Source organism: Thermostichus vulcanus str. 'Rupite' (genome assembly GCF_022848905.1).
Lineage (GTDB): Bacteria > Cyanobacteriota > Cyanobacteriia > Thermostichales > Thermostichaceae > Thermostichus > Thermostichus vulcanus_A.
In genome coordinates, this window is record NZ_JAFIRA010000020.1 from 1 (window position 1) to 19219 (window position 19219).

The 19219-nt window shown below is 54.3% G+C and carries 19 protein-coding genes; 13 read left to right on the forward strand and 6 right to left on the reverse strand.

The window, feature by feature from the left end:
• Positions 1-11 precede the first annotated feature (11 nt).
• Entirely contained in the window at positions 12-95 is an 84-nt protein-coding gene (locus tag JX360_RS17925; RefSeq protein ID WP_425244331.1) for a hypothetical protein, read from the forward strand.
• 10 nt (positions 96-105) lie between these two features.
• Here the strand turns inward: JX360_RS17925 and JX360_RS08955 are convergent, their stop codons facing one another.
• Complete coding sequence (locus JX360_RS08955) at positions 106-783, reverse strand: HNH endonuclease (RefSeq protein ID WP_244350313.1); 678 nt, start codon at positions 781-783, stop codon at positions 106-108.
• 661 nt (positions 784-1444) lie between these two features.
• Between JX360_RS08955 and xrtO the strand changes: the two genes are divergently transcribed.
• From xrtO to JX360_RS08985, 6 genes are all read left to right on the forward strand, one after another.
• On the forward strand, positions 1445-2977 hold the full coding sequence (gene xrtO / locus JX360_RS08960) for an exosortase O (protein ID WP_244350314.1): 1533 nt from the start codon (positions 1445-1447) through the stop codon (positions 2975-2977).
• Between the two features lie 27 nt (positions 2978-3004).
• Positions 3005-3616 carry a Uma2 family endonuclease gene (locus JX360_RS08965; protein ID WP_244350315.1) on the forward strand — a complete coding sequence of 204 codons (612 nt, stop codon included), beginning with the start codon at positions 3005-3007 and terminating at the stop codon, positions 3614-3616.
• A gap of 67 nt (positions 3617-3683) precedes the next feature.
• Entirely contained in the window at positions 3684-6500 is a 2817-nt protein-coding gene (locus JX360_RS08970) for a TIGR02921 family PEP-CTERM protein (RefSeq protein WP_244350316.1), read from the forward strand.
• Between the two features lie 13 nt (positions 6501-6513).
• Positions 6514-7068 (forward strand): hypothetical protein, encoded by a 555-nt coding sequence (locus tag JX360_RS08975; RefSeq protein ID WP_244350317.1) that lies wholly within the window; start codon positions 6514-6516, stop codon positions 7066-7068.
• A gap of 97 nt (positions 7069-7165) precedes the next feature.
• Positions 7166-8845: a Na+/H+ antiporter gene (locus tag JX360_RS08980; RefSeq protein ID WP_244350318.1), complete on the forward strand. Its 1680-nt coding sequence runs from the start codon at positions 7166-7168 to the stop codon at positions 8843-8845.
• 78 nt (positions 8846-8923) lie between these two features.
• Complete coding sequence (locus JX360_RS08985; RefSeq protein WP_244350319.1) at positions 8924-9907, forward strand: ABC transporter ATP-binding protein; 984 nt, start codon at positions 8924-8926, stop codon at positions 9905-9907.
• On the opposite strand, the gene JX360_RS08990 is transcribed toward JX360_RS08985, so the two are convergent.
• On the reverse strand, positions 9904-10566 hold the full coding sequence (locus JX360_RS08990; RefSeq protein ID WP_244350320.1) for a hypothetical protein: 663 nt from the start codon (positions 10564-10566) through the stop codon (positions 9904-9906). The genes JX360_RS08985 and JX360_RS08990 overlap by 4 nt on opposite strands.
• A 152-nt stretch (positions 10567-10718) precedes the next feature.
• On the opposite strand from JX360_RS08990, the gene JX360_RS08995 reads away from it, so the two are divergent.
• Genes JX360_RS08995 through JX360_RS09005 form a run of 3 tightly spaced genes read left to right on the forward strand, consistent with a single transcriptional unit; the run spans position 10719 to position 14281 of the window.
• Positions 10719-12362: an ABC transporter substrate-binding protein gene (locus tag JX360_RS08995; RefSeq protein ID WP_244350321.1), complete on the forward strand. Its 1644-nt coding sequence runs from the start codon at positions 10719-10721 to the stop codon at positions 12360-12362.
• Positions 12363-12397: 35 nt separating this feature from the next.
• A complete protein-coding gene (locus tag JX360_RS09000; RefSeq protein ID WP_244350322.1) occupies positions 12398-13342 on the forward strand; it encodes an ABC transporter permease in 945 nt (314 codons plus the stop codon).
• A 27-nt stretch (positions 13343-13369) separates the two neighbouring features.
• Positions 13370-14281, forward strand: a complete 912-nt coding sequence (locus JX360_RS09005; RefSeq protein ID WP_244350323.1) for an ABC transporter permease — start codon at positions 13370-13372, stop codon at positions 14279-14281.
• On the opposite strand, the gene JX360_RS09010 is transcribed toward JX360_RS09005, so the two are convergent.
• The 3 genes from JX360_RS09010 to JX360_RS09015 form a co-directional block, all read right to left on the reverse strand.
• A complete protein-coding gene (locus tag JX360_RS09010) occupies positions 14282-15397 on the reverse strand; it encodes a glycosyltransferase family 4 protein (protein WP_244350324.1) in 1116 nt (371 codons plus the stop codon).
• Positions 15398-15500: 103 nt separating this feature from the next.
• On the reverse strand, positions 15501-15635 hold the full coding sequence (locus JX360_RS17570) for a hypothetical protein (RefSeq protein WP_279611377.1): 135 nt from the start codon (positions 15633-15635) through the stop codon (positions 15501-15503).
• A 131-nt stretch (positions 15636-15766) separates the two neighbouring features.
• Entirely contained in the window at positions 15767-16498 is a 732-nt protein-coding gene (locus JX360_RS09015) for a M50 family metallopeptidase (RefSeq protein ID WP_244350325.1), read from the reverse strand.
• Positions 16499-16682: 184 nt separating this feature from the next.
• Between JX360_RS09015 and JX360_RS09020 the strand changes: the two genes are divergently transcribed.
• From JX360_RS09020 to JX360_RS09030, 3 genes are read left to right on the forward strand one after another with little or no spacing between them, the layout of a single operon-like run.
• The gene (locus JX360_RS09020) at positions 16683-17126 is read left to right on the forward strand and encodes a DMT family transporter (RefSeq protein ID WP_244350326.1); all 444 of its coding nucleotides are present in this window, start codon (positions 16683-16685) and stop codon (positions 17124-17126) included.
• 15 nt (positions 17127-17141) lie between these two features.
• Positions 17142-17657: a DMT family transporter gene (locus JX360_RS09025; protein WP_244350327.1), complete on the forward strand. Its 516-nt coding sequence runs from the start codon at positions 17142-17144 to the stop codon at positions 17655-17657.
• Between the two features lie 21 nt (positions 17658-17678).
• Positions 17679-18311 (forward strand): class I SAM-dependent methyltransferase, encoded by a 633-nt coding sequence (locus tag JX360_RS09030; protein ID WP_244350328.1) that lies wholly within the window; start codon positions 17679-17681, stop codon positions 18309-18311.
• A gap of 50 nt (positions 18312-18361) precedes the next feature.
• Here JX360_RS09030 and JX360_RS09035 read toward each other — a convergent pair whose 3' ends face one another.
• On the reverse strand, positions 18362-19198 hold the full coding sequence (locus tag JX360_RS09035; RefSeq protein ID WP_244350329.1) for a thiazole synthase: 837 nt from the start codon (positions 19196-19198) through the stop codon (positions 18362-18364).
• Positions 19199-19219: the final 21 nt, after the last annotated feature.

Genomic DNA, 19219 nt, shown 5'->3' on the forward strand with positions numbered 1-19219 from the left:
TCAACAACCGGATCAAGGTAATCAAGCGACAAGGGTATGGGTTTACCAACATTACTAACTTCAGAGCCAGATTATTAGCAGCTTTCTGGCCTTAGTAATCCTTGATCACCATAAGTCCAGGAGAGCCTCTTTGACAGGATCAACCTCGTACTCTTCGGCAATTTCAGAAATGGGACAGAGATGGTGTACGTGAATAAACCCCTCACCTAATTCTCCGAAAACCTGACCAAAATTGAATCCACAGGCAAAGCAACTTGTTCCATAGTAAGCTATGCATCTTTGACGAGCTTGAGGACTGCGTTCATAAGCATTAACTGAAACTTTGCAGACTGCGCCTTCGCGGAAAACTGTAGTTTCATCAACTTCATCAGGAAACGTGACCGATGAAGAACGTTCAGGCGTAACCCAACCCAAAGCTTCGAGAGCTTCTGCAACTTCTGGATGCATTTCCCAAAAAAATCGATAGGGATTACGCTCTTCGTATCCACTAGACCACACAGACCACCATCGATGTGTACCAATTTCTCGCTGACTTGGCTCAAACCCTGTTGCTTCGCAGAATAACCGTCCTAGCCGACCGTATAGCAGATTGACCGTGCCACGTCCGCTCTCAATGCCTATTAGCTCTGCAAGTTGGGTCGCTGTAACAGTACGATTTGGGGCGTAATACTGCTCTTGTAATAAACGAAGCTGTGATTCATTGATACGAGAACCGATCGCAGATAAGCCTGACACATACTCGTTAACAGTTGGTATTGTACTTGGTTTGAAAACGTGACCCATACCAGGCACTTTCTGATTGTGATTTAAGTGTCACACTAATGGTCTTTCGGTTGCGCCCCCACAGATAACCTTGAGCCGCATAACCAGTGATTAAACTGCACGAGTAACCTGCAACGGTAGTATATCCCGCAATTTGCAAGGATAAACGGCAAGACATCCCACACCCAGCTCTTGCTAGCAATCTGAATGCGCATATAGTACCCACCAGATCACGCTTTGGGCAACCGATGAGATCATAGGTTTTCCTTTGCCCAAAGGATATTTTGGATAATACGCAGTTTGTAAGGATATACAGCATAGATGGCCTTGGGTGCCTTCCCAGACGGGAACAGCGCCTCGTCACACAAGCCAACGGAGACATGTCAAACCCCTTGGATCCTTTAGCTACGAAATAGCTGCGAATATTGGGTCTCATGGGCCATGCTGGCCAGGGCTAGGCCCAAGCTAAAGCACCTCAACTCATCAATGACTGGCCCATTTGGCTACTCTGTTGAGGCAGTTCTGATGTCTTGCGCGAGGCCAAAACCCCTGATTCCAGTAGCGCAGGGATCCCTTACCCAAAAGCTAGAAATCTAACGGGGTTGTGATCTGACTCACGCGGGATCCCCTACCTTGAGGCTATAACCCAAAGCAGCCTTCCCGAGCTAGGCAGGAGGAGTGAGTGGATGTGTTGAGGCCAGAGCCAGGGATCCCAGAGCCAGAAGAATCTGGGATCCCGTCCACACCCATAAAGAGCTGGCTTGTTCCGGGAGTGCTGACTGCTTCCTGGTTGGTCATCCACTGGGGATCCCTGACGGAATGGCTGGGGGAACTGGGATCCCGGCTGAGTTTAATCCTGTGGCTGCTGGCGGGGTTGGGCTGGGTAATCCTGTGGGCCGGGGCAAAGCCTAAGGGGCTGAGGCTGGAGCCGGTCTGCCACTGGGGATCCCTGGGGATGTTGCTGGCAGCGGGTGTGGTGCCCTATGTGGGGGGATCCCTGCCGGAGAGCATCGGGCAGTCGCTTCAACTCAGTTGGGGTCTCTATGGATTGCTGGGGTTGGGGTTGCCTGGATCCCTGTGGTGGCGAGGGTTACCCTTTGCTCTGGGGATATCCGTGTTGCTGCCTTTTGGCGGGGCGTTTGGTAATGGTTTGGGGTTTCCGGCCCGGCTGGTAACGGCTCAGGTGGTGGAGCAGTTGCTCAAAGCCAGGGGCGTTGCCGCTATTTCTTCCCACGACATTATTCTGCTGGAGAACGGCATTGCCCATGTGGATCTGCCCTGTAGCGGCCTGAAGGGACTGTGGGTGGGCGGGTGCTTTTTGTTAGGGGCCACCTGGCTGGAAGGTCGGCGCATGGGCTGGCTTTGGCTAGGGGTGGCCAGTTTCACCCTAGTTGCCCTGATGATGGCCAATATCTTGCGGGTGTGGGCGTTGGTGGAGGTGGGGTATGGGCTGGCGCAGCCGCAACTGGCGGAACTGCTGCATGTGCCCTTGGGGGTGTTGGGGTTTGTGGGGGCCTGTGGGCTGAGCTGGCTGGCTTTGCAATGGGTACCCGCTGGGGAAATAGCCCCTTCTGAGAACGGGCCCCGTTCAACGGCTTCCCCAAAATCGGCCCCCTGGGGGGTATGGCTGGTTTTACCCCTGCTTTGGCTGGGATCCCTTCGGCTACCTCCATCAGTGGGGATCCCGCAGGCATTGGATCTGCACGCTTTGCAAATGGGATCCCTCACCTGGGTGACAACCCCACTGGACTTGACAGCTGCTGAACAAGACTTCTTTCGCCCACAAGCGGGCACAACCGTTGTGAAAACCCACTTCGATACCGGCACTGTGCAGGGATCCCTGCTTTTGGTGGGGAGCAGCAGTTGGCGACAGCACCATGCCCCCGAACTCTGTTGGGCGGCTAGTGGTTTACGGGTGGTCAAGATGATCCCGGTAGAGCTGAATCCTGCTCTTAAGGCCCGCTGGTTAACGTTAGAGCAAGGGATCCCAGGATCTGCTGTGACCAGTTCAGGCTTTTATTGGTTTCAATCGGCCCAGGGGACAACAGATAATCTCCTCAGTCGAATTGGAGCAGAACTGCAAGGGGCAATACAGAAAACGGATCCCCGTTGGGTTTTGGTCTCAGGCGTTTTGGAGGGATCCTATTCTCCAAATGAACCTGAAATTCAGTCGTTGGCCCTTCAGCTCCAAACTGCATTAGAGTCTGTCTTTTAGTCATAACTATTTTTGTTGAGAAAACCGATGGCACGCGAACTCCAGCAAATCCAAAAATTAACCTTTGAAGAATTCTTAGACTGGTATCCCAACGATGGCAGCCGCTATGAGTTGATCGATGGTGAGCTAGTGGAAATGCGGCCCATTGGAGATCATGAAGAATTGGCGGGTTTGATTACGCGCAAACTGGATCGAGAAATTGAACGGCTGTCATTACCCTACTTCATCCCCAAAAGCTGCTGTGTCAAGCCAGAAAGCGCAACAGATGCTTATCTACCGGACGTGATCGTTTTGGATCGACAGGCCCTGCAAAAAGAACCCCTTTGGAAAACAGCCTCGACGATTATATATGGATCCTCAGCTCCTCTTGTGGTTGAGATTGCCAGTACTAATGGGCAGGATGATTACGCCCGCAAGCTGGAGGATTATGAAGCCATGGGGATCCGAGAATACTGGATCGTCGATTATCGAGCTTTGGATGGAAAACGATTCATCGGGGATCCCAAGCAGCCAACGGTTAGCATCTATCAGTTGATAGACGATCGGTATCAAGCTCAGCAATTTCGTGCGAATGACCCAGTTCAGTCTAGGATTTTTTTCAGAGCTGGTTTTAGGCGCTCAAGAGATATTGAATTTTAGCGTAAGTTAACCCTTTCATTTATTGAATACTTCTCCATCCTACACTTGCAACCCAGGGATCCCTATCATGACTGCTGCTACTCCTGAGCCTCAAAAAATCAGTTGGATGCGACGACTGTTTAACTGGGCCTGTTACGGCATTTTCTGGAGCTGGAATGCGGGATCCCTGGCCTTGGTATATCTAGGGTTTCTTCCATTTATCGGATTTTCATTTCTCATTGCCATTGGGCAAGAAAATTTCAATCTCAATCTTTTCTTGACGATTCTTCTGCTAATGCTGGTGCCGGTGGGGTGTTCGATCTGGGGACTGATTCGCTATCTCAAAAAACCAGGGCAATTGATGCGGCTATTTTTTGGCCTAGAGGCACCGCTGATTTTGCTATGTTTAATTCGGCTGTTTGTCTTTCGACAAATGCCTCTTTCTAGCCTGTTCATGGTGGTCACCTTCTTGTTGGCGCTGCTGGCCTATGGTGTGGACTTGGCCTGGCCTACCAAAACCTGGGGCCGCTGGGGTAGTTGGTTACAACTCACTGGGCATAGTTTGCTGCTCACCACCGGACTGTATGGCGGGATCCTCTTGAGTCTGTATGTGCCTCCCATTGCCATGATCTTTGTCAAAGGGGTGATCGAATGGGTGGTCGGCTTTTTCCGGTTTGAATGGGTGTCTAGCCTGCAATACACCCCCTGGAAAGCCCTGCCTTTTTTCCTGCTCATCTACAGCAGCATGTTGCTGGTTTTGGGAGCAGGCGGATTGATCTTTATCCTGCTGCCCCTTGCCATGACTAGCTTGTATTTGCGTTCCGGCTGGGGGAAGTTAGTGCAGCTTGCCATCAGATGGGGATCCCCTCGCGTTTTTGCCGGATCGATTGCCGTTTTGGGTGTGTGGATGGGGCTATTTCTAACGCTGCAAACCCAACCTCAAGTTCATGCCTTTACATTACTGGAGAATCCACCCACCACCGATCAAGCTCGTCAGGAACTGATCCAGCAGTCTGACCGAATTCGGGATGGTTTATTAAATGCCTATCTATCTCCCTACCGCTATCTCAGCACCCGTACTGAAGCCCAAAATCTGCGGGAGCTTTACCATGATATATTTCGCTTACCCCGACCCATCGGGGAGAAAATTCAGGCGGTTCACAACACCTTGTTTTCACCCTTTTTATATGACGGATCCCTGGAGGATCAACCCAAAGCCGCTCAGCTTTACGAACAATTTTTCGATGAGCCGATCCAAAAAGCCGAGAGCGAAACCATTCGTCAGGCCCTAAATGCCACCCTCAACAGGGATCAGGTGCAGGCGGGCCTTTTGGATATCGACCAAAAACGGGTTTGGCTGGCCAAACAGGAGGTGACGGTTCAATCTCAGGGGGATATCGCTCAAGTTGAGATCCACGAACGGTACGAAAACAATACCTGGGAGCAGCAGGAGGTTTTTTACGCTTTTTCTTTGCCCGAAAGTGCTGTTATTACCGGCCTCTGGCTTGGAGAAACCGAAAACTTGGCACAACGCTTCTCCCATGTGGTGGCCCCGCGTGGAGCAGCCCAACAGGTCTACACCCAGGAGGTGCGTCGCCAGGTGGATCCGGCCCTACTGGAGCAGGTGGGCCCCCAACAATACCGTCTGCGGGCGTTCCCCGTTCCCCCCAGAACCTATGATCCTCAAGGAGCCGGTGGCTGGATCCCGGGTCAAATGCACCTGTGGATGACCTATCAAGTCATGGCTCAGCCGGGGGGATGGCCGCTGCCGCACCTATTGGAGCAGCGCAATATCTACTGGACACGCCAAACCGAGCGTTGGCAAAACGGCGAACCAGTTAGCTCTCTGACCGAGTCATGGTTTCCCCCTTACGTCAGTGGGACGGTACAGCCCCAATCCCATCAGATCACCCTCACCAGTGACCCACCGACCACCCTTACGGCTCAGCCTTTTGCAGAGCAACGGATCCCCAAAAACCGGCATTTCGCCCTGGTTTTGGATACCTCCTACAGCATGTGGCAGCAACGGGGATCCCTGCGGGAAACTTTTTTGTGGTTGGATGCTCTTTTCTTGCCGCAAAATCAGGTGGATGTGTACGTCAGTTCTGCCGAGGGCATGAGTCCCCGCTTTTTGGGAGAGATCCGGCAATTGCAGGCCCAAACCCTGACCCTGTACGGATCCCTGACCCTTCAGGAGATTTTGCATCAGTTTCATAGCCTGCAAAACAGCCGCTCCTACGATGCCGTTGTGCTCGTGACCGATACCGGCAGTTATGAACGTTCCCAAGGGGATCCCTTGCCCCCGTTAGCGGCCCCCTTGTGGATCCTGCATTTGGGAGATGTGCCTGCGGCCTATGATGACCCGGTACTGGAGGCAATCACCGATACCGATGGGGGCGTGGATACCAACCTTCAAACCCTGATGACCCGACTGGAAACCCAACTCAGCCTGGGATCCACCGTCTTGGATGGGTACCGTTGGCAGGTGCAAACAGAAACCCAGACAGAAGTCCAAACAAAGCCAGCAGAGGAAGAAGGGGATCCCTTCTTTGCCCCCTTGGCGGCCCGCTATTGGATCCGGTACATGAGCCGCCAAACCCCGGAGCGCACCCTGGCCGATTTGGATCGCATCCATACCATTGCCAAAGAACAGGATATCGTCACGCCTTTTTCCTCGATGTTGGTGCTAGTCAATGACCGGCAACGACAAGCCCTTGCCGAGGCCGAAGCCGCCGCAGATCGCTTTGAGCGGGAGGTGGAAACCGGCACCGAGACCCTAACGCAACCGTTCTCGCCCTTTACGGTCACAGGGGTACCGGAGCCAGAAGAGTGGCTGTTGATCGGCATTGCTCTGGCCCTGGGTACAGGGATCCTCTACCGTCAACGACAACGGGCTAAGGCTTGAAGAATAGGGATCTATGTCTGGTTTGTTGAGCTCTGCTCATCTAGATGTTTCTCCGGGGCTATACTCAAGGCATCTAGGTTCAGTTATCAATATGTCGGACTCAAATCAAGAGATCAAAGATCTCATCCTGGCTTTAGACAAAAAGTTAGATGGATTTGATCGAAAGTTCGAGAATCAAATTACTGAACTCAAGAATGAGGTTCGATTAGTTAAAACGGAGTTGCAGGCTGAGATCGGTTTAGCTCGGACTGAGCTAGAAGCCAAGATCGACCTGACCCGGAACGAGCTAGAAGCCAAGATTAACCTGACCCGGAACGAGTTAGAAGCCAAGATCGACCTGAGCCGGAAGGAGTTAGAAGCCAAGATTGACCTGAGCCGAACTGAACTGGAAGCCAAAATCAGCCTTGCTCAGACTGGGCTTGAAGGCAAAATTGCTGAATTGAGCGGCAAGATGGATGGCTATGGCAAACGGTTGGAGCAACAGGAATTCGTCAGTCGAGGTGCAATCGTTGCTCTTGTAGTGGGTGTGGTCTCTGGCTTTATCAAATATCTGTTTTTTTCCTCTTAAGCCCCTCTTGAGCTGACTTTTCTGGCAAGATTCAACAGGTCAGCCGCACCGTGCAGATTTGGGTAGGCTGGATCCCGAATGTCACTGCGAGTGCTTCATGCTAGACGGGATCCCGTTGGCCGGTTTCAACCTCAATTGCCATTTCTCGCCTCAGGTCTTAGCCACTGCTCTGGCAACTTTAGCGGAGTCGGAGGTGCTGGATGCCTTGGAATCAGAGGTGATCAAAGCCAATCTGGAGCGGTTTTTGCTGGTGCTGACTGTCTCTCTAAGTGTGGCCACCTTACCGCAGGTGTTTCGCTGGGTACGGCAGATCCCCTATACCCTGCTGCTGGTGATCGTCGGGGCAGCCTTGGCGCTAGTGGATGTGCGCTTGGTGAATCTCTCGCCGGAGCTGATCCTAACCATTTTCTTGCCGCCGTTGCTGTTTGAAGCGGCTTGGAACCTGAAGTGGAGGGATCTGCGCCGGGATCTGTTCCCGATTACCCTCTTTGCAGTCGTGGGGGTGATCATCTCCGTCATGGGTATTGGCTTAGGGTTGGCGCAGTGGGCCGGGATCCCCTTGTCGCTGGCTTTGTTGATCGGAGCAAGCCTATCGGCCACGGATCCGGTTTCGGTGATTGCCCTGTTTCGAGAGCTGGGGGTAGGAGAGCGCATCAAAACTCTGATGGAAGGCGAAAGTCTGTTCAACGATGGGGTGGCGGTGGTGGCTTTTGGCCTGTTGGTCGGGATCCCGTTGGGAATCGAAACTTTTGATCTGCAGGTGACGGTGCTGCGGGTCTTTACGGTGGTCGGGATTGGTGTCGGCATGGGGGCACTGGTCGGGTTCGGCATCTCCTATTTGACACAACGGTTTGATCTGCCCCTAGTAGAGCAATCCCTGACTTTAATTGCTGCCTACGGCACCTATTTGGTGGTGGAAGAATTGGGGGGATCCGGCGTGATTGGGGTGGTGACCACTGGGCTGATTTTGGGCAATTTTGGATCCCGAATTGGCATGAATCCCCGCACCCGTTTGATCGTGAGTGAATTTTGGGAATTTCTCGCTTTCTTTGTGAATTCCATTGTGTTTTTGCTGATTGGAGATCAGATCCAGTACAGCATTTTGGGGGAGAACTTGATCCCAATCGGGGTGGCCATCACCGCAATGGTAATTTCCCGTGCCCTTTCTACTTATGGCCTCAGTAGTTTCTGTAATGTGACGCTGCTCTCCAACCGAGGGGCTTCTGGAGCAGAACCGATCAGCTGGAAGGCTCAAACGGTGCTCTGGTGGGGAGGCTTACGCGGCTCGGTCTCCATTGCCTTGGCCTTGAGTGTGCCCGAATCGTTGCCCGGTCGAGAAGCAATCATCGCCACTGTTTTTGGGGTCGTGCTCTTTACGCTGTTGGTACAGGGGCTGACCGTGAAGCCCCTCTTAGTCGGACTAGACCTTTTGGGGGATCAACCCCTGAAACAGGAATATATGGAAAAGCTGGCCCGCCGCGCCGCTCTGCAACGGGTGCTGGAGCATTTGATGCAAATGGATGGCCGTATTGAAGTCGAAGTCGATTTTTACCAGTACCAAAAAGCGCTGGTAGAAGGCGGGATCCGCGATTTGGAAGAAGAGATCAGCGCTTTGCAGAGCAAGCATCCTCTGCTCAAAGACTACGCCGCTGAACAGTTGCGAGAAGAACTGCTTTCCATCGAAGCCGATACCTACGCCGAATATGTCCGTTCTGGGCAACTCAATCGGGAACTGGCCTCCTTTTTACAGGAGGTGCTGCGACAAAGCCTAAGCTAGGGCAAGGCAAGTGGGTAAACTAAGGGGTGGGCTGTGGCCTACCTTTTCTAGCCATTCTTCCTCAAGCCTGACCTCCCCATGAGCGAGACCCTTGCCCCACCAACAGAATCGGCTCACAAGACCGAGCCTGCCATTGCCATTACAGGCCTGACCAAAACCTATCGCACCGGCTTTTGGATGAACAAGGTGGTGAGTCCCCTCAAGGATTGTTCCTTGACGGTGGCACGCGGAGAAACCTTTGGGCTGCTGGGGCCTAACGGGGCTGGCAAAACCACCACCATCAAATGTTTACTCGGGATTGTGGATCCCACCAGCGGCAGCGGTACCTTGCTGGGCAGACCCTTGGGGGATCGCTCCATCAAGCAGCAGGTGGGGTACTTGCCGGAAAATCCCTATTTTTACGACTATTTAACGGCGTGGGAGTTTCTACATTTTGCGGGGAAAGTGTTTCGGCTGCCCGACCGCCTTTTGCAAGAACGGATCCCGCAACTGCTGGAGTTGGTGGGGCTTTCCATCGATACCGCCCGTAAAAAACAACTGCGCACCTACTCCAAAGGGATGCTCCAACGCACCGGCATGGCCCAAGCCCTGATCAACGATCCGGAGCTGGTGTTTTTGGATGAGCCGATGTCCGGGTTGGATCCGATGGGCCGCTACCAAATGCGCGAGATTATCCTATCCCTCAAACAACAGGGCAAAACCGTCTTTTTCAATAGCCATATCTTGGGAGATGTCGAGGTGATCTGCAACCGGGTCGGCCTGATCATCGGCGGCAAATTGGTGCAGCAGGGCACTTTGGATGAATTGCTCGGGCAGACCGAAAGCTATCGGGTGCAGGGGCACGATGGAGATGTCAATCAATTCCGTGAGCGCCTCCAGCATTTTCATCTGCAGGGATCCCATTGGTCGGGGGAATGGGGTGGATCCCTGTCGGAATTGCTAGGGATCCTCAATCAGGCGGGGGCAGTGGTGACGGATTTGCATTTGCAACGACAGTCGTTAGAAGAATACTTTGTCGATCAGGTGCGGGCGGTGGAGGGGGATCATCCTGTATCCACCTAAACTTGTCGACCATCGGAGAGTTGAATTTGCAACCCTGCCCGTAGCTGCTCCTCCTGGGATCCGCTGATCCTGAGGCCAAAGTGGTGAACTTGCAGCAGGGTGCGTTCCGGATCTTCAGGGCGAATACAGGCCATGTTCAGTTGATGGGCTGCCCGCATTTCATCGTCTCCACAAGCAGCTTGTAACTCCTTTTGCCAGGCGATGTCTATCCCTCGATACAGTAGTTCCAACAGCAGCAGAGCCTTGATGTAGTCCGGGATCTGCTCCGATTGAGCCATGAGCTGTTCTTGGGTCAGCCGTTTGCTCTCGTTGGCATCGTAACCCAGTTGCTCCAAAGCGCGATCCAACACGACTCCCTGCAGGATCCGGTTCAAACACCAAGCATAGGTGAGCACTTCTGCAGAGGCCGTTTCGGGATCCCGTGGGTAGGCGACTGGGATGGGTGGGTGGGATAGGCGCAACTGACACAAAGCTCGGGCCCACTCGATCTCAGGCGCATCTGCCTCGCCGTAGAGAATGCTTCCAGAAGGCCAAGATCCCACCTGCACCGACCAAGGAAAAGAAAGCCAGGGATCCGCTCGCCAGGAAAAGGCTGGCTTCGGAACCCCCAGTTGTTCGAAGGTCGCCTGCAGCGCTTGGGGTAGATTAGGGGATCCCATTGTGGCCTCCTCAAAGATTGGGCTGGCCTCATTTTCCCATTCCAGAAGAATCTTCCCGAACTTCGACTTCGTAATAGCAGATACTTCAATCCCCGCTCAGATGACCTAGCCTCAGTAGAACTTGATGAACTTTATATGAAAAGAGGTGAACTATGGGTCAACAGGTTGCCGGATCCAATCGTAGGGGTCGGCGGCAATTTCTTAAACAAGGTCTTCAAGCTGGGATCCTAACTGGAACCGGGTTGGCGGCTTTATCCACCTCTGGGCTCCGTCATTCTCAAACGGCCCAAGCCACGCCTCAGCAGGGCGGCACGATGGTGGTGGTTGGACACCAGGAGGTTCCTACCCTGAGTCCCGGCAAGGCGGTGGGGAATGTGCCCCTGTTCGTGATCTATCAGCTTTACAATGGCCTGGTAGAGGTGGATGAGAACTTTGAGGTTCAGCCTGCTCTAGCGGAATCTTGGCAGATCAGTGCGGATGGCCTCACCTACACTTTCAAGCTACGGCAGGGGGTAAAATTTCACGATGGAGAAGACTTCACCGCAGAGGATGTGAAGTACACCTACGAGTTTTATGGGGATCCGGATAGCGGCTCTACATTGATCGGTCAGGCAGCAGATATCGAGAGCATCGATATCCCTGATGACTACACGGTGGTATTTACCCTAAAGCAACCCAACGCCACGTTTCTGCGTATTTCAGCCAACAACTTCTACATTGTGCCCAAGCACTATCATGAAGAGGTGGGAGAAGAAGTTTTTGAAACCCAACCAATCGGTACTGGCCCTTTCAAGCTCAAAGAATGGCGCGCGGCAGAGTTTACGGAGCTGGAGGCTTTCGAGGAGCATTTCCGAGGTCGCCCCAATATCGATATTCTGCGCCAAGATATTGTGCCAGAAGCTTCTGTTCGAGCCATTGCTCTGGAAACCGGCCAAGCAGACTCGATGGTGTGGCCGCCGCTGATCGAAGACAACCTGCGCTTCGAAGCGGATACCGAGAACTACACTACCTTCAAAACGCCTAGCCTTAGCGTGAACCACTTCCCTTTGAACAACAACCACCCGATTCTTTCCGACAAGCGGGTGCGCCAAGCGATGATGTACGCCTTTGATCGGCCCCGCCAAATTCAGGATGTACAGCAAGGGGCAGCGGTTTTAGCCACCTCCAATCTCTCCCCCTCATTGGTGCAGTGGTACACCGAATTGGTAACTCGCTACGAATACGACCCCAACAAAGCTGTGGAATTGCTGGAAGAGGCAGGTTGGACTGTTGGGGCAGATGGCATCCGTGAGAAAGATGGGCAGAAATTCACCTTCACCTGCACAACCATCACCGGGGATCAGGCTCGTCGGCCACAAGCAGAGATTTTGCAGCAACAACTGCGGGCCGTAGGGATCGACATGCAACTTTCAGAAGCTCCGATCACTGCCATCCAGACTGGGCTACGCAACAATACCGTCGATGCCTCCCTCTACAACTGGAACTACGGCGGCACCAATGGGGATCCCGATGCACCCACCACCCTAGGTTCCGATGGCCGTTCCAACTGGTCAAATTTTAAGAATGCTCGTGTGGATGAGCTGCTGGATTTGGGTCGCAAAGAAGTGGATCCCGAAAAACGAGCAGAATACTATCGGGAAATTCAGCAAATCGTTGCGGATGAAGTTCCTTTCTTATTTGTCATGTATTGGGATTGGTTTACGATTTTCAGTAGCCGCATTAAGGGATTGCCAGAGTCTGCACTGATTAGCGATTTCCTCTACAAAAAGTGCTACCAATTTTGGATTGAAGCTTAAGGGATCCCCACCCATCAACTTAGGAGGGTCACAGCATGGGCCGATATCTACTCACCCGCATCCTGCAAGGGATCCTTGTCATTCTGTTGATTAGTTTGTTCACCTTTGCCATCGTTCGCCTGATCCCTGGAGATCCGGTGGATTTGTTGCTGGGGGAGGGTCAGGTGCCCATCACAGAAGCACAGGTAGAGGCCATTCGGCGCCAGTGGGGTCTAGATCGCCCCTTGTGGGAGCAATATCTGATCTGGATGGGCAAAATGCTCACTGGCAGTTTGGGGACCTCTATCATCCGCACCGGGGTTCCGGTTAGCCGCATGATCTGGGAAGCCGTGCCCGTCACTGCTTTGCTCAATCTGTTGGCACTGGGGATTGCCTTGGCAGTGGCCATTCCCGCCGGTATTATCGCTGGATCCCGCCGCAACTCTTGGTTTGACTACCTGTTTACGGCTGGAACAACTCTGGGAGTTGCCGTACCCAATTTTTGGTTGGGGTTGATGTTAATCGTGCTGTTTGGGGTGGTGTTGCGCTGGTTACCGCCTTTTGGACTTCGTTCCTGGCAGGGATACATTCTGCCCGTGGCAGTGTTGGCAACGGAACAGATGGCGGTGCTAGCGCGGGTTATGCGGGGGGCGATGATCGAGATCCTTGCTCAGGACTACATTAAAACGGCGCGTAGCAAGGGGCTCTCCTACGGGGCTATTTTGTTCGGCCATGCCGTACCCAACGCTCTATTGCCGGTGGTGACAGTGATTGGTTTTCGCATCGCCTTTCTGCTGAGTGGCACCCTCATCATCGAGTCGGTGTTTGCTTTACCTGGTCTGGGGAGGTTGCTCTATGACTCGGTCTTTCGCCTGGATTATCAGGTGGCACAAGCGATTGTGATGTTACTCTCCATTTTGGTGGTGGTGGTGAATTTGCTCACAGATCTCACCTACGCTGCGATTGATCCCCGACTGCGGCTGCTGGCTCGCTCTCGTTAGTCCTGTGTGTTCCACTTTTGCTGGTTTATGGCTTTCCCGACTTCTGCTCCTCCTTTGGCGGCGACTCCTGAAGATGCAAGCTCTCGGGCTACGGTGGCTGTTCCCCTGTGGGTAAGAGCCTGGCGACGCTTCCGAGCCAATCGATTGGCGTTGCTCGGATTGGGATATGTGGTGCTGTTGTTGGGGGTGGCCCTGTTTGCCGATCACCTAGCCCCTTATTCCCCCGTTGAGACCTTTGCCGGGATGCGGGGCCGCGGCCCTTCTGTCGAACACTGGCTGGGATTTGACCATGTCGGGCGGGATCTGCTCAGCCGTTTGATTTTCGGCACCCGTGCTGCTTTGATCGTTGGGTTGGGGGCAACGGGGATTGCGGTGACTGTAGGGGTTTTGGTGGGATCCCTTTCCGGTTATTTCGGGGGGTGGGTGGATCTGCTCCTGTCGCGCTTGGTGGATACCTTGATGGCCTTCCCCACATTAGCGCTACTGATCATGTTGGCAGCAGTACTGGGGCCCAGTCTACTTACTACGGTGACGGTGATTGGGCTAACCTCTTGGGCTGCCTACGCACGCGTGGTGCGAGCTGATGTCCTCAGTTTGCGGGAACGAGACTTTGTCATGGCCGCCTATGCAGGTGGAGCAAAAAGCAGCCACATTCTTTGGCACCACATTTTGCCCAATGTGCTTGGCCCAGTGATTGTCTTGGGTAGCCTCGGCGTGGGCAGCACCATCATCTTGGAGTCGGCACTTTCTTTTCTGGGTTTAGGGATCCGTCCTCCCGCACCTTCTTGGGGTGGAATCCTCTCGGACGGGCGGGCCTACATTCTCACCTATCCCCACATTGCCATTGCTCCAGGTGTTCTGATCGTGTTGACGGTGCTAGCCTTTAACTTCATTGGCGATGGCTTACGGGATGCTTTGGATCCCCGACAACGGGGGTAACTACCCTTGAGAAACAACCGTGCGGTAGTAATCCTCCAACTGTTGCGTGGCTGCCGACCAACTCCAGCGTTCTGCCTCCTGGCGGGCCTGTTGCCGAAACACCTGTCGCTGCCCGCTGCTGCTCAAAAGTTGCTGGGTGGCATGGACAAAATCGCTATCCGAATCGGGCTCAAAGAGAAACCCATTGCGGCCACTGTCCACCACATCGGTAATACCCCCAGAACGAGGCGCGATCACCGGACAACCCGCCGCCATTGCCTCCAACAAGACCAGCCCCAAGGTCTCGGTGCGGGAAGGGAACACGAACAAATCCGCTGAAGCAAAGGCCGCCGCCAGGGATTCCCCTTGTAAATAGCCGGTGAACACCACATCATGCCCAGCAAAATGCTGCTCCAGGGATCCCCGTTCTGGCCCATCCCCAACAATGGCTAGACGGGCCTGTGGGATCTGCTCCAACAACACCTTGATCCGGCCTACTTCTTTCTCAGCAGAAAGCCGCCCTACATAAAGCAAAAGAGGCCGTTCCGGTTGGCCCGCCGTGAGATGATCTCGCATTTCCGAATTGGCGGCCTGCGGATGAAACAACTCCGTATCCACCCCCCGCTGCCACAGTTGCACCCGCTCAATGCCATGAGCGCTCAGCTCCTGCACCATGGCCGTGGAGGTGCAGAGATTCACCCGCGCCAGATTGTGTCCCAGCTTCAGCAAGTTCCACAAGACCCCCTCCAAAAAGCCCAGCCCATAATGTTTGAGGTACTTGGGCAAATGGGTATGGTAGGAGGCCACCAGCGGGATCCCCATCGTTTGGCTGTAGTAGAGCCCCCCCAGCCCCAATACCGCCGGGTTCACCACATGGATCACATCCGGGCGGAAGCGATGCAGCAGCTTACCAATCGCGGGGCCAGGGGCAGCCAGCTTCAATTCTGGGTACAAAGGCAACGGCATTCCAGGGATCCCGTAAACCCGCGCCCGTGCAAACCGCCTGGGCGCACCTTGGGGAGCAACGACGAGAACGGAATTACCGTGGGCTGTTAAATGACGAACAGTATGACAAAGCCGGGTGACGATGCCATCTACCTTGGGCAGAAAGGTCTCCGTAAACAGAGCTATGCGCATCAGGGATCCCAGGCTTGACGAAAAGACTCTAGGATGAGTGTTGCACAAAAAGGCAATGCTGTTACGCCTCTGGTCGGCTAGCTCTAAAAATCATGGGCCAACTTCATTCCACCGGGAAAGCATAGGGCATCGGCTCTTTCAAAAGCTCCGGTTGCGCCCGACCGACGGTATCTGCGGTGGTTTTGCTGATTAACAACAGCGTCGCTGCTAGGGTCAGCCCGATAATGTCTCGCCACATAATGCACTCTTGGACTCCTCACTCCTCATGCCCACTACTGTAGCGGCGGTTTCCTCTGTTGGGCAGTGATTTGTGACGGATTTTCGCGTGATGTGAATCACTTCCAGAATTGCGGCTTTGCCCCATGCCAATCAGTCACGGTAGGTCATCTGCAAACTGGTCATCAGCAAGACCAAAGAAGATACTGCCATTAGGCCGCCCCAAAACCAGTAGGGCAGCAGCAGGTTCTGGGCAATTTGGCTGGAATCGGAGTGGATTACTTGCCCATTGATCACGGCAGTGGCGGTAAACAGGTAATCCAGCTGGCGGTAGGTGCTCACACAGGCTTGTACCCCCAGAAATTGAATGGCAAAGCCCCGCACCCAGGAGGAAGCCCATAGCCCCAGGGCCAAAATCCCGATCCCCAGCGCTGGCACAAACAGCAACCCAAAGCCAGAGCGCACCCAAATCACCGCCGACAGCAACAACAGGGATCCGAGAAACAACAACCCCAAGCGGGCTGTCCCCTGACGTCGAGAAGCCAGGATGAAAATAGCCCCCGCTATCGGTGGCCCCATCGGCCCGCCAGCCGCCACCAAAGCCCGACCCACCGGCCCCAAAAACAGCTGCCCACTGTGGAACGCCAACCCAGAGCCATTGGAATAAATCTCCAGACGGTGAAAATCTCCACCGAGTAGGAGAGCCGTCAAGCCATGGCCCATCTCATGGAACCAGGTAGCCAGGATGGTAAAGGGATAGAGGATGTAATTGCCCCACGGGAACTGCCAGAGCAAGACCGTTACACCTGCGGCAGCCACTAACCAGACCAAGCTGTGCTGAGCGGGTTGTTCTGAAGAGGGCAAAGGCAGCTCGGGGTCAGTCATAGCGTGTTGAAGGTTACAATGCTTGCCAAAAAAGGCTAAGATGCCTTGTCTTCTTAGACTGCTGCGGGGAGTGGAGAGTTCCAAGCCAACCTAAAAAAAGTAGCCAGTTATAGCATGAAATCAAAAAGTTCTACTCTATGCTTTAGGGGCTTGAATGATTAGGCTTTGAAGGATACTGGGATCCATGTGGCGGCTGAGTTTTCTGCTAATGGCGATTTTGAGTGGAGTTCTGCTGCCGATTCGCTACCAGTTGGATGGAAAATTGGCTCAAGCAGCCGCTTCTGTGCCGATGGCGGGGGTCGTCTCTACTTTTGTTGGTGCGACCGTTTTGGTGGTGTTGTTGCTCTCGGGTCGCTTTGGCAACGTGCATTGGGCAGGGTTGCGCCTCAGTCCTTGGTGGAGTTACTTGGGCGGGATCTCAGGGGGATCCTACGTACTGCTGGTAACCTATGCAGCGATCCAAGCCGGGACAACTCTGACCATTGGGATTGGGATCGCCACCCAGATGCTGAGTAGCCTGTTGGTGGATCATTTCGGCTGGTTGGGGTTGCAGCGGCGACCCTTGAGCTGGCAGCGACTGCTGGCTGGGATCCTTTTGGTGGTAGCGGTGGTGTTGCTTTTAGGTTAGGGAGTTGGGCGCTAGATGAACCTAGAGACGATACAAGCCGGGCTGGCGGCAGGAGTCGGCGGGGTCTTGTTTACCTTGGCCTTTGCCTTCAACAGCCGGTTGCACCGCTCCCTTCACAGCCCCTTGGCGGCCTCTGCCATCAGTTTCACCATTTCCTTTGTGTTTGTTGGATCCCTGGTGGGGTTGTGGGGCCAATGGAATATCACCCCTCTCGGACAAGCTCCCTGGTGGGCCTTTTTGGGGGGAGCCACTGGCAGTTGCTCAATTATTCTCAGCCTGTTGGCTTTGCCCCGGATTGGGTTGGTGGCCTTGGGCATTGCCATTGTGTTTGGGCAGCTCGGGTTTTCCTTACTGATCGAGCAATTTGGATTGACCACCATAGTCAGGGGTGTGCTGGGGACAAAGGAGATCCTGGGGTTGGGCTTGATCCTGGTGGCTGTGGTACTTATTCAATCGCAACGGGAAGCCGCCCCCACTGCTGAGAGCAAGGCAGAATCCATTCCAGAAGATAGGGTGAAAGAACTCAACTAAACTCAACTAAGGGATCCCTGGATGGCTACTTTCCTGCGAGACTGGAGCTACCAATACCCCTGGCTCTACCGCAGCATCAGTCGTGTGGCCGCCCTAACGGTGGGGGGCTATAGGCGATTACGTCGGCTGCCTTTGGAAGGGATCCCCATCCATTCCCAAGATCGGGTGTTGGATCTCTGTTGTGGCCCAGCAGAGGTGACCCCGGTGTTGGCGGAGCTTAGTCAGCAGGTGACGGGGTTGGATGCTTCCCCAAAGGCCTTGAAGGTGGCCCGCCAGCGATTGCCGCAGGTGGAGTTTGTGGAGGCTTTTGCTCAGGCCATGCCCTTTCCCGATAACTGGTTTGACTGGGTGCACACCAGCTTGGCTCTACACGAGTTGACCCCCAGCGAGCGGGAGCAGGTGCTGCAAGAGGTATGGCGGGTGCTTAAACCGGGAGGAGGCCTGTTGATTCTGGACTTGCACGCTCCCCAGCAACCACTGATCTGGCCGGGGTTGGCCCTATTCTTGACCCTTTTCGAGACCGACACTGCCTGGGAACTCCTGAAGATCGATTTGCCCGAAGAATTACAGCAACAGGGGTGGCAGAATATCCGGCAGACATTCCATGGATTGGGGGCTCTACAAGTGGTTCAGGCACAAAAGCCCTCTATCTAGTTCCTAGGGGGATTCTGAGGGGATCAGAGGATTTAGAAGAGCTGCTCAAGCTAGCCATGATGCCAAAAGGGAGTACCCAGAACTGGGGTACTGGGTTGAGCAGTATCTTGAGGTTGCATCGCCCCGGCAAGGTAGGCCTGACGACCGGCATGTACCGCCTGGGCAAACGCGGCTGCCATTGCTACTGGATCCCGAGCCAAGGCCACGGCTGTATTCAACAGCACCCCATCAAACCCCCATTCCATCACCTGGCAGGCATGGGAGGGCAGCCCCAAACCGGCATCGATGATCAGGGGGGCCGTAATGCGCTCCCGCAGCGTGCGTAGGGTGTAAGGATTGAGGGGGCCTTTGCCGGTACCGATCGGAGCTGCCCAGGGCATGACCACTTGGCACCCCACATCCAAAAGACGTTGGCAAAGCACCAGATCATCTGTGCTGTAGGGCAAAACCTTGAACCCTCGCCGAATCAGCTCTGCAGCAGCAGCGGGTAGCTGGACGGTGTCCGGCTGCAGGGTATAGTCATCCCCGATCAGTTCCAACTTGATCCAGTCGGTGGCGAACACTTCCCGGGCCATCTCCGCCGTGGTGATGACCTCCTGCAGACTGTGGCAGCCAGCGGTATTGGGCAGGATCGGAACGCCCATCTTTTGCAAAAGAGCCCAGAAGCCCTGGGAGGTGTCCAAGCCCAGCGCCCCCTGCCGCCGCAAGGAAGCCGTCAGCAGGCAAGGACGAGCCTGGGCTACCGCCTGCTCCAAAAGGGCCGGGGAGGGATAACGGGCCGTACCCAGCATCAGGCGGCTTTTCAAAGGCCGATCATAGAGGATCAAGGGATCCTCATCCACAGGGGTCAAGGGTAGGGGATTAGGGGGGTTGAAAAGGGTAGACATCTCTTTCTGAACAGACTCTCA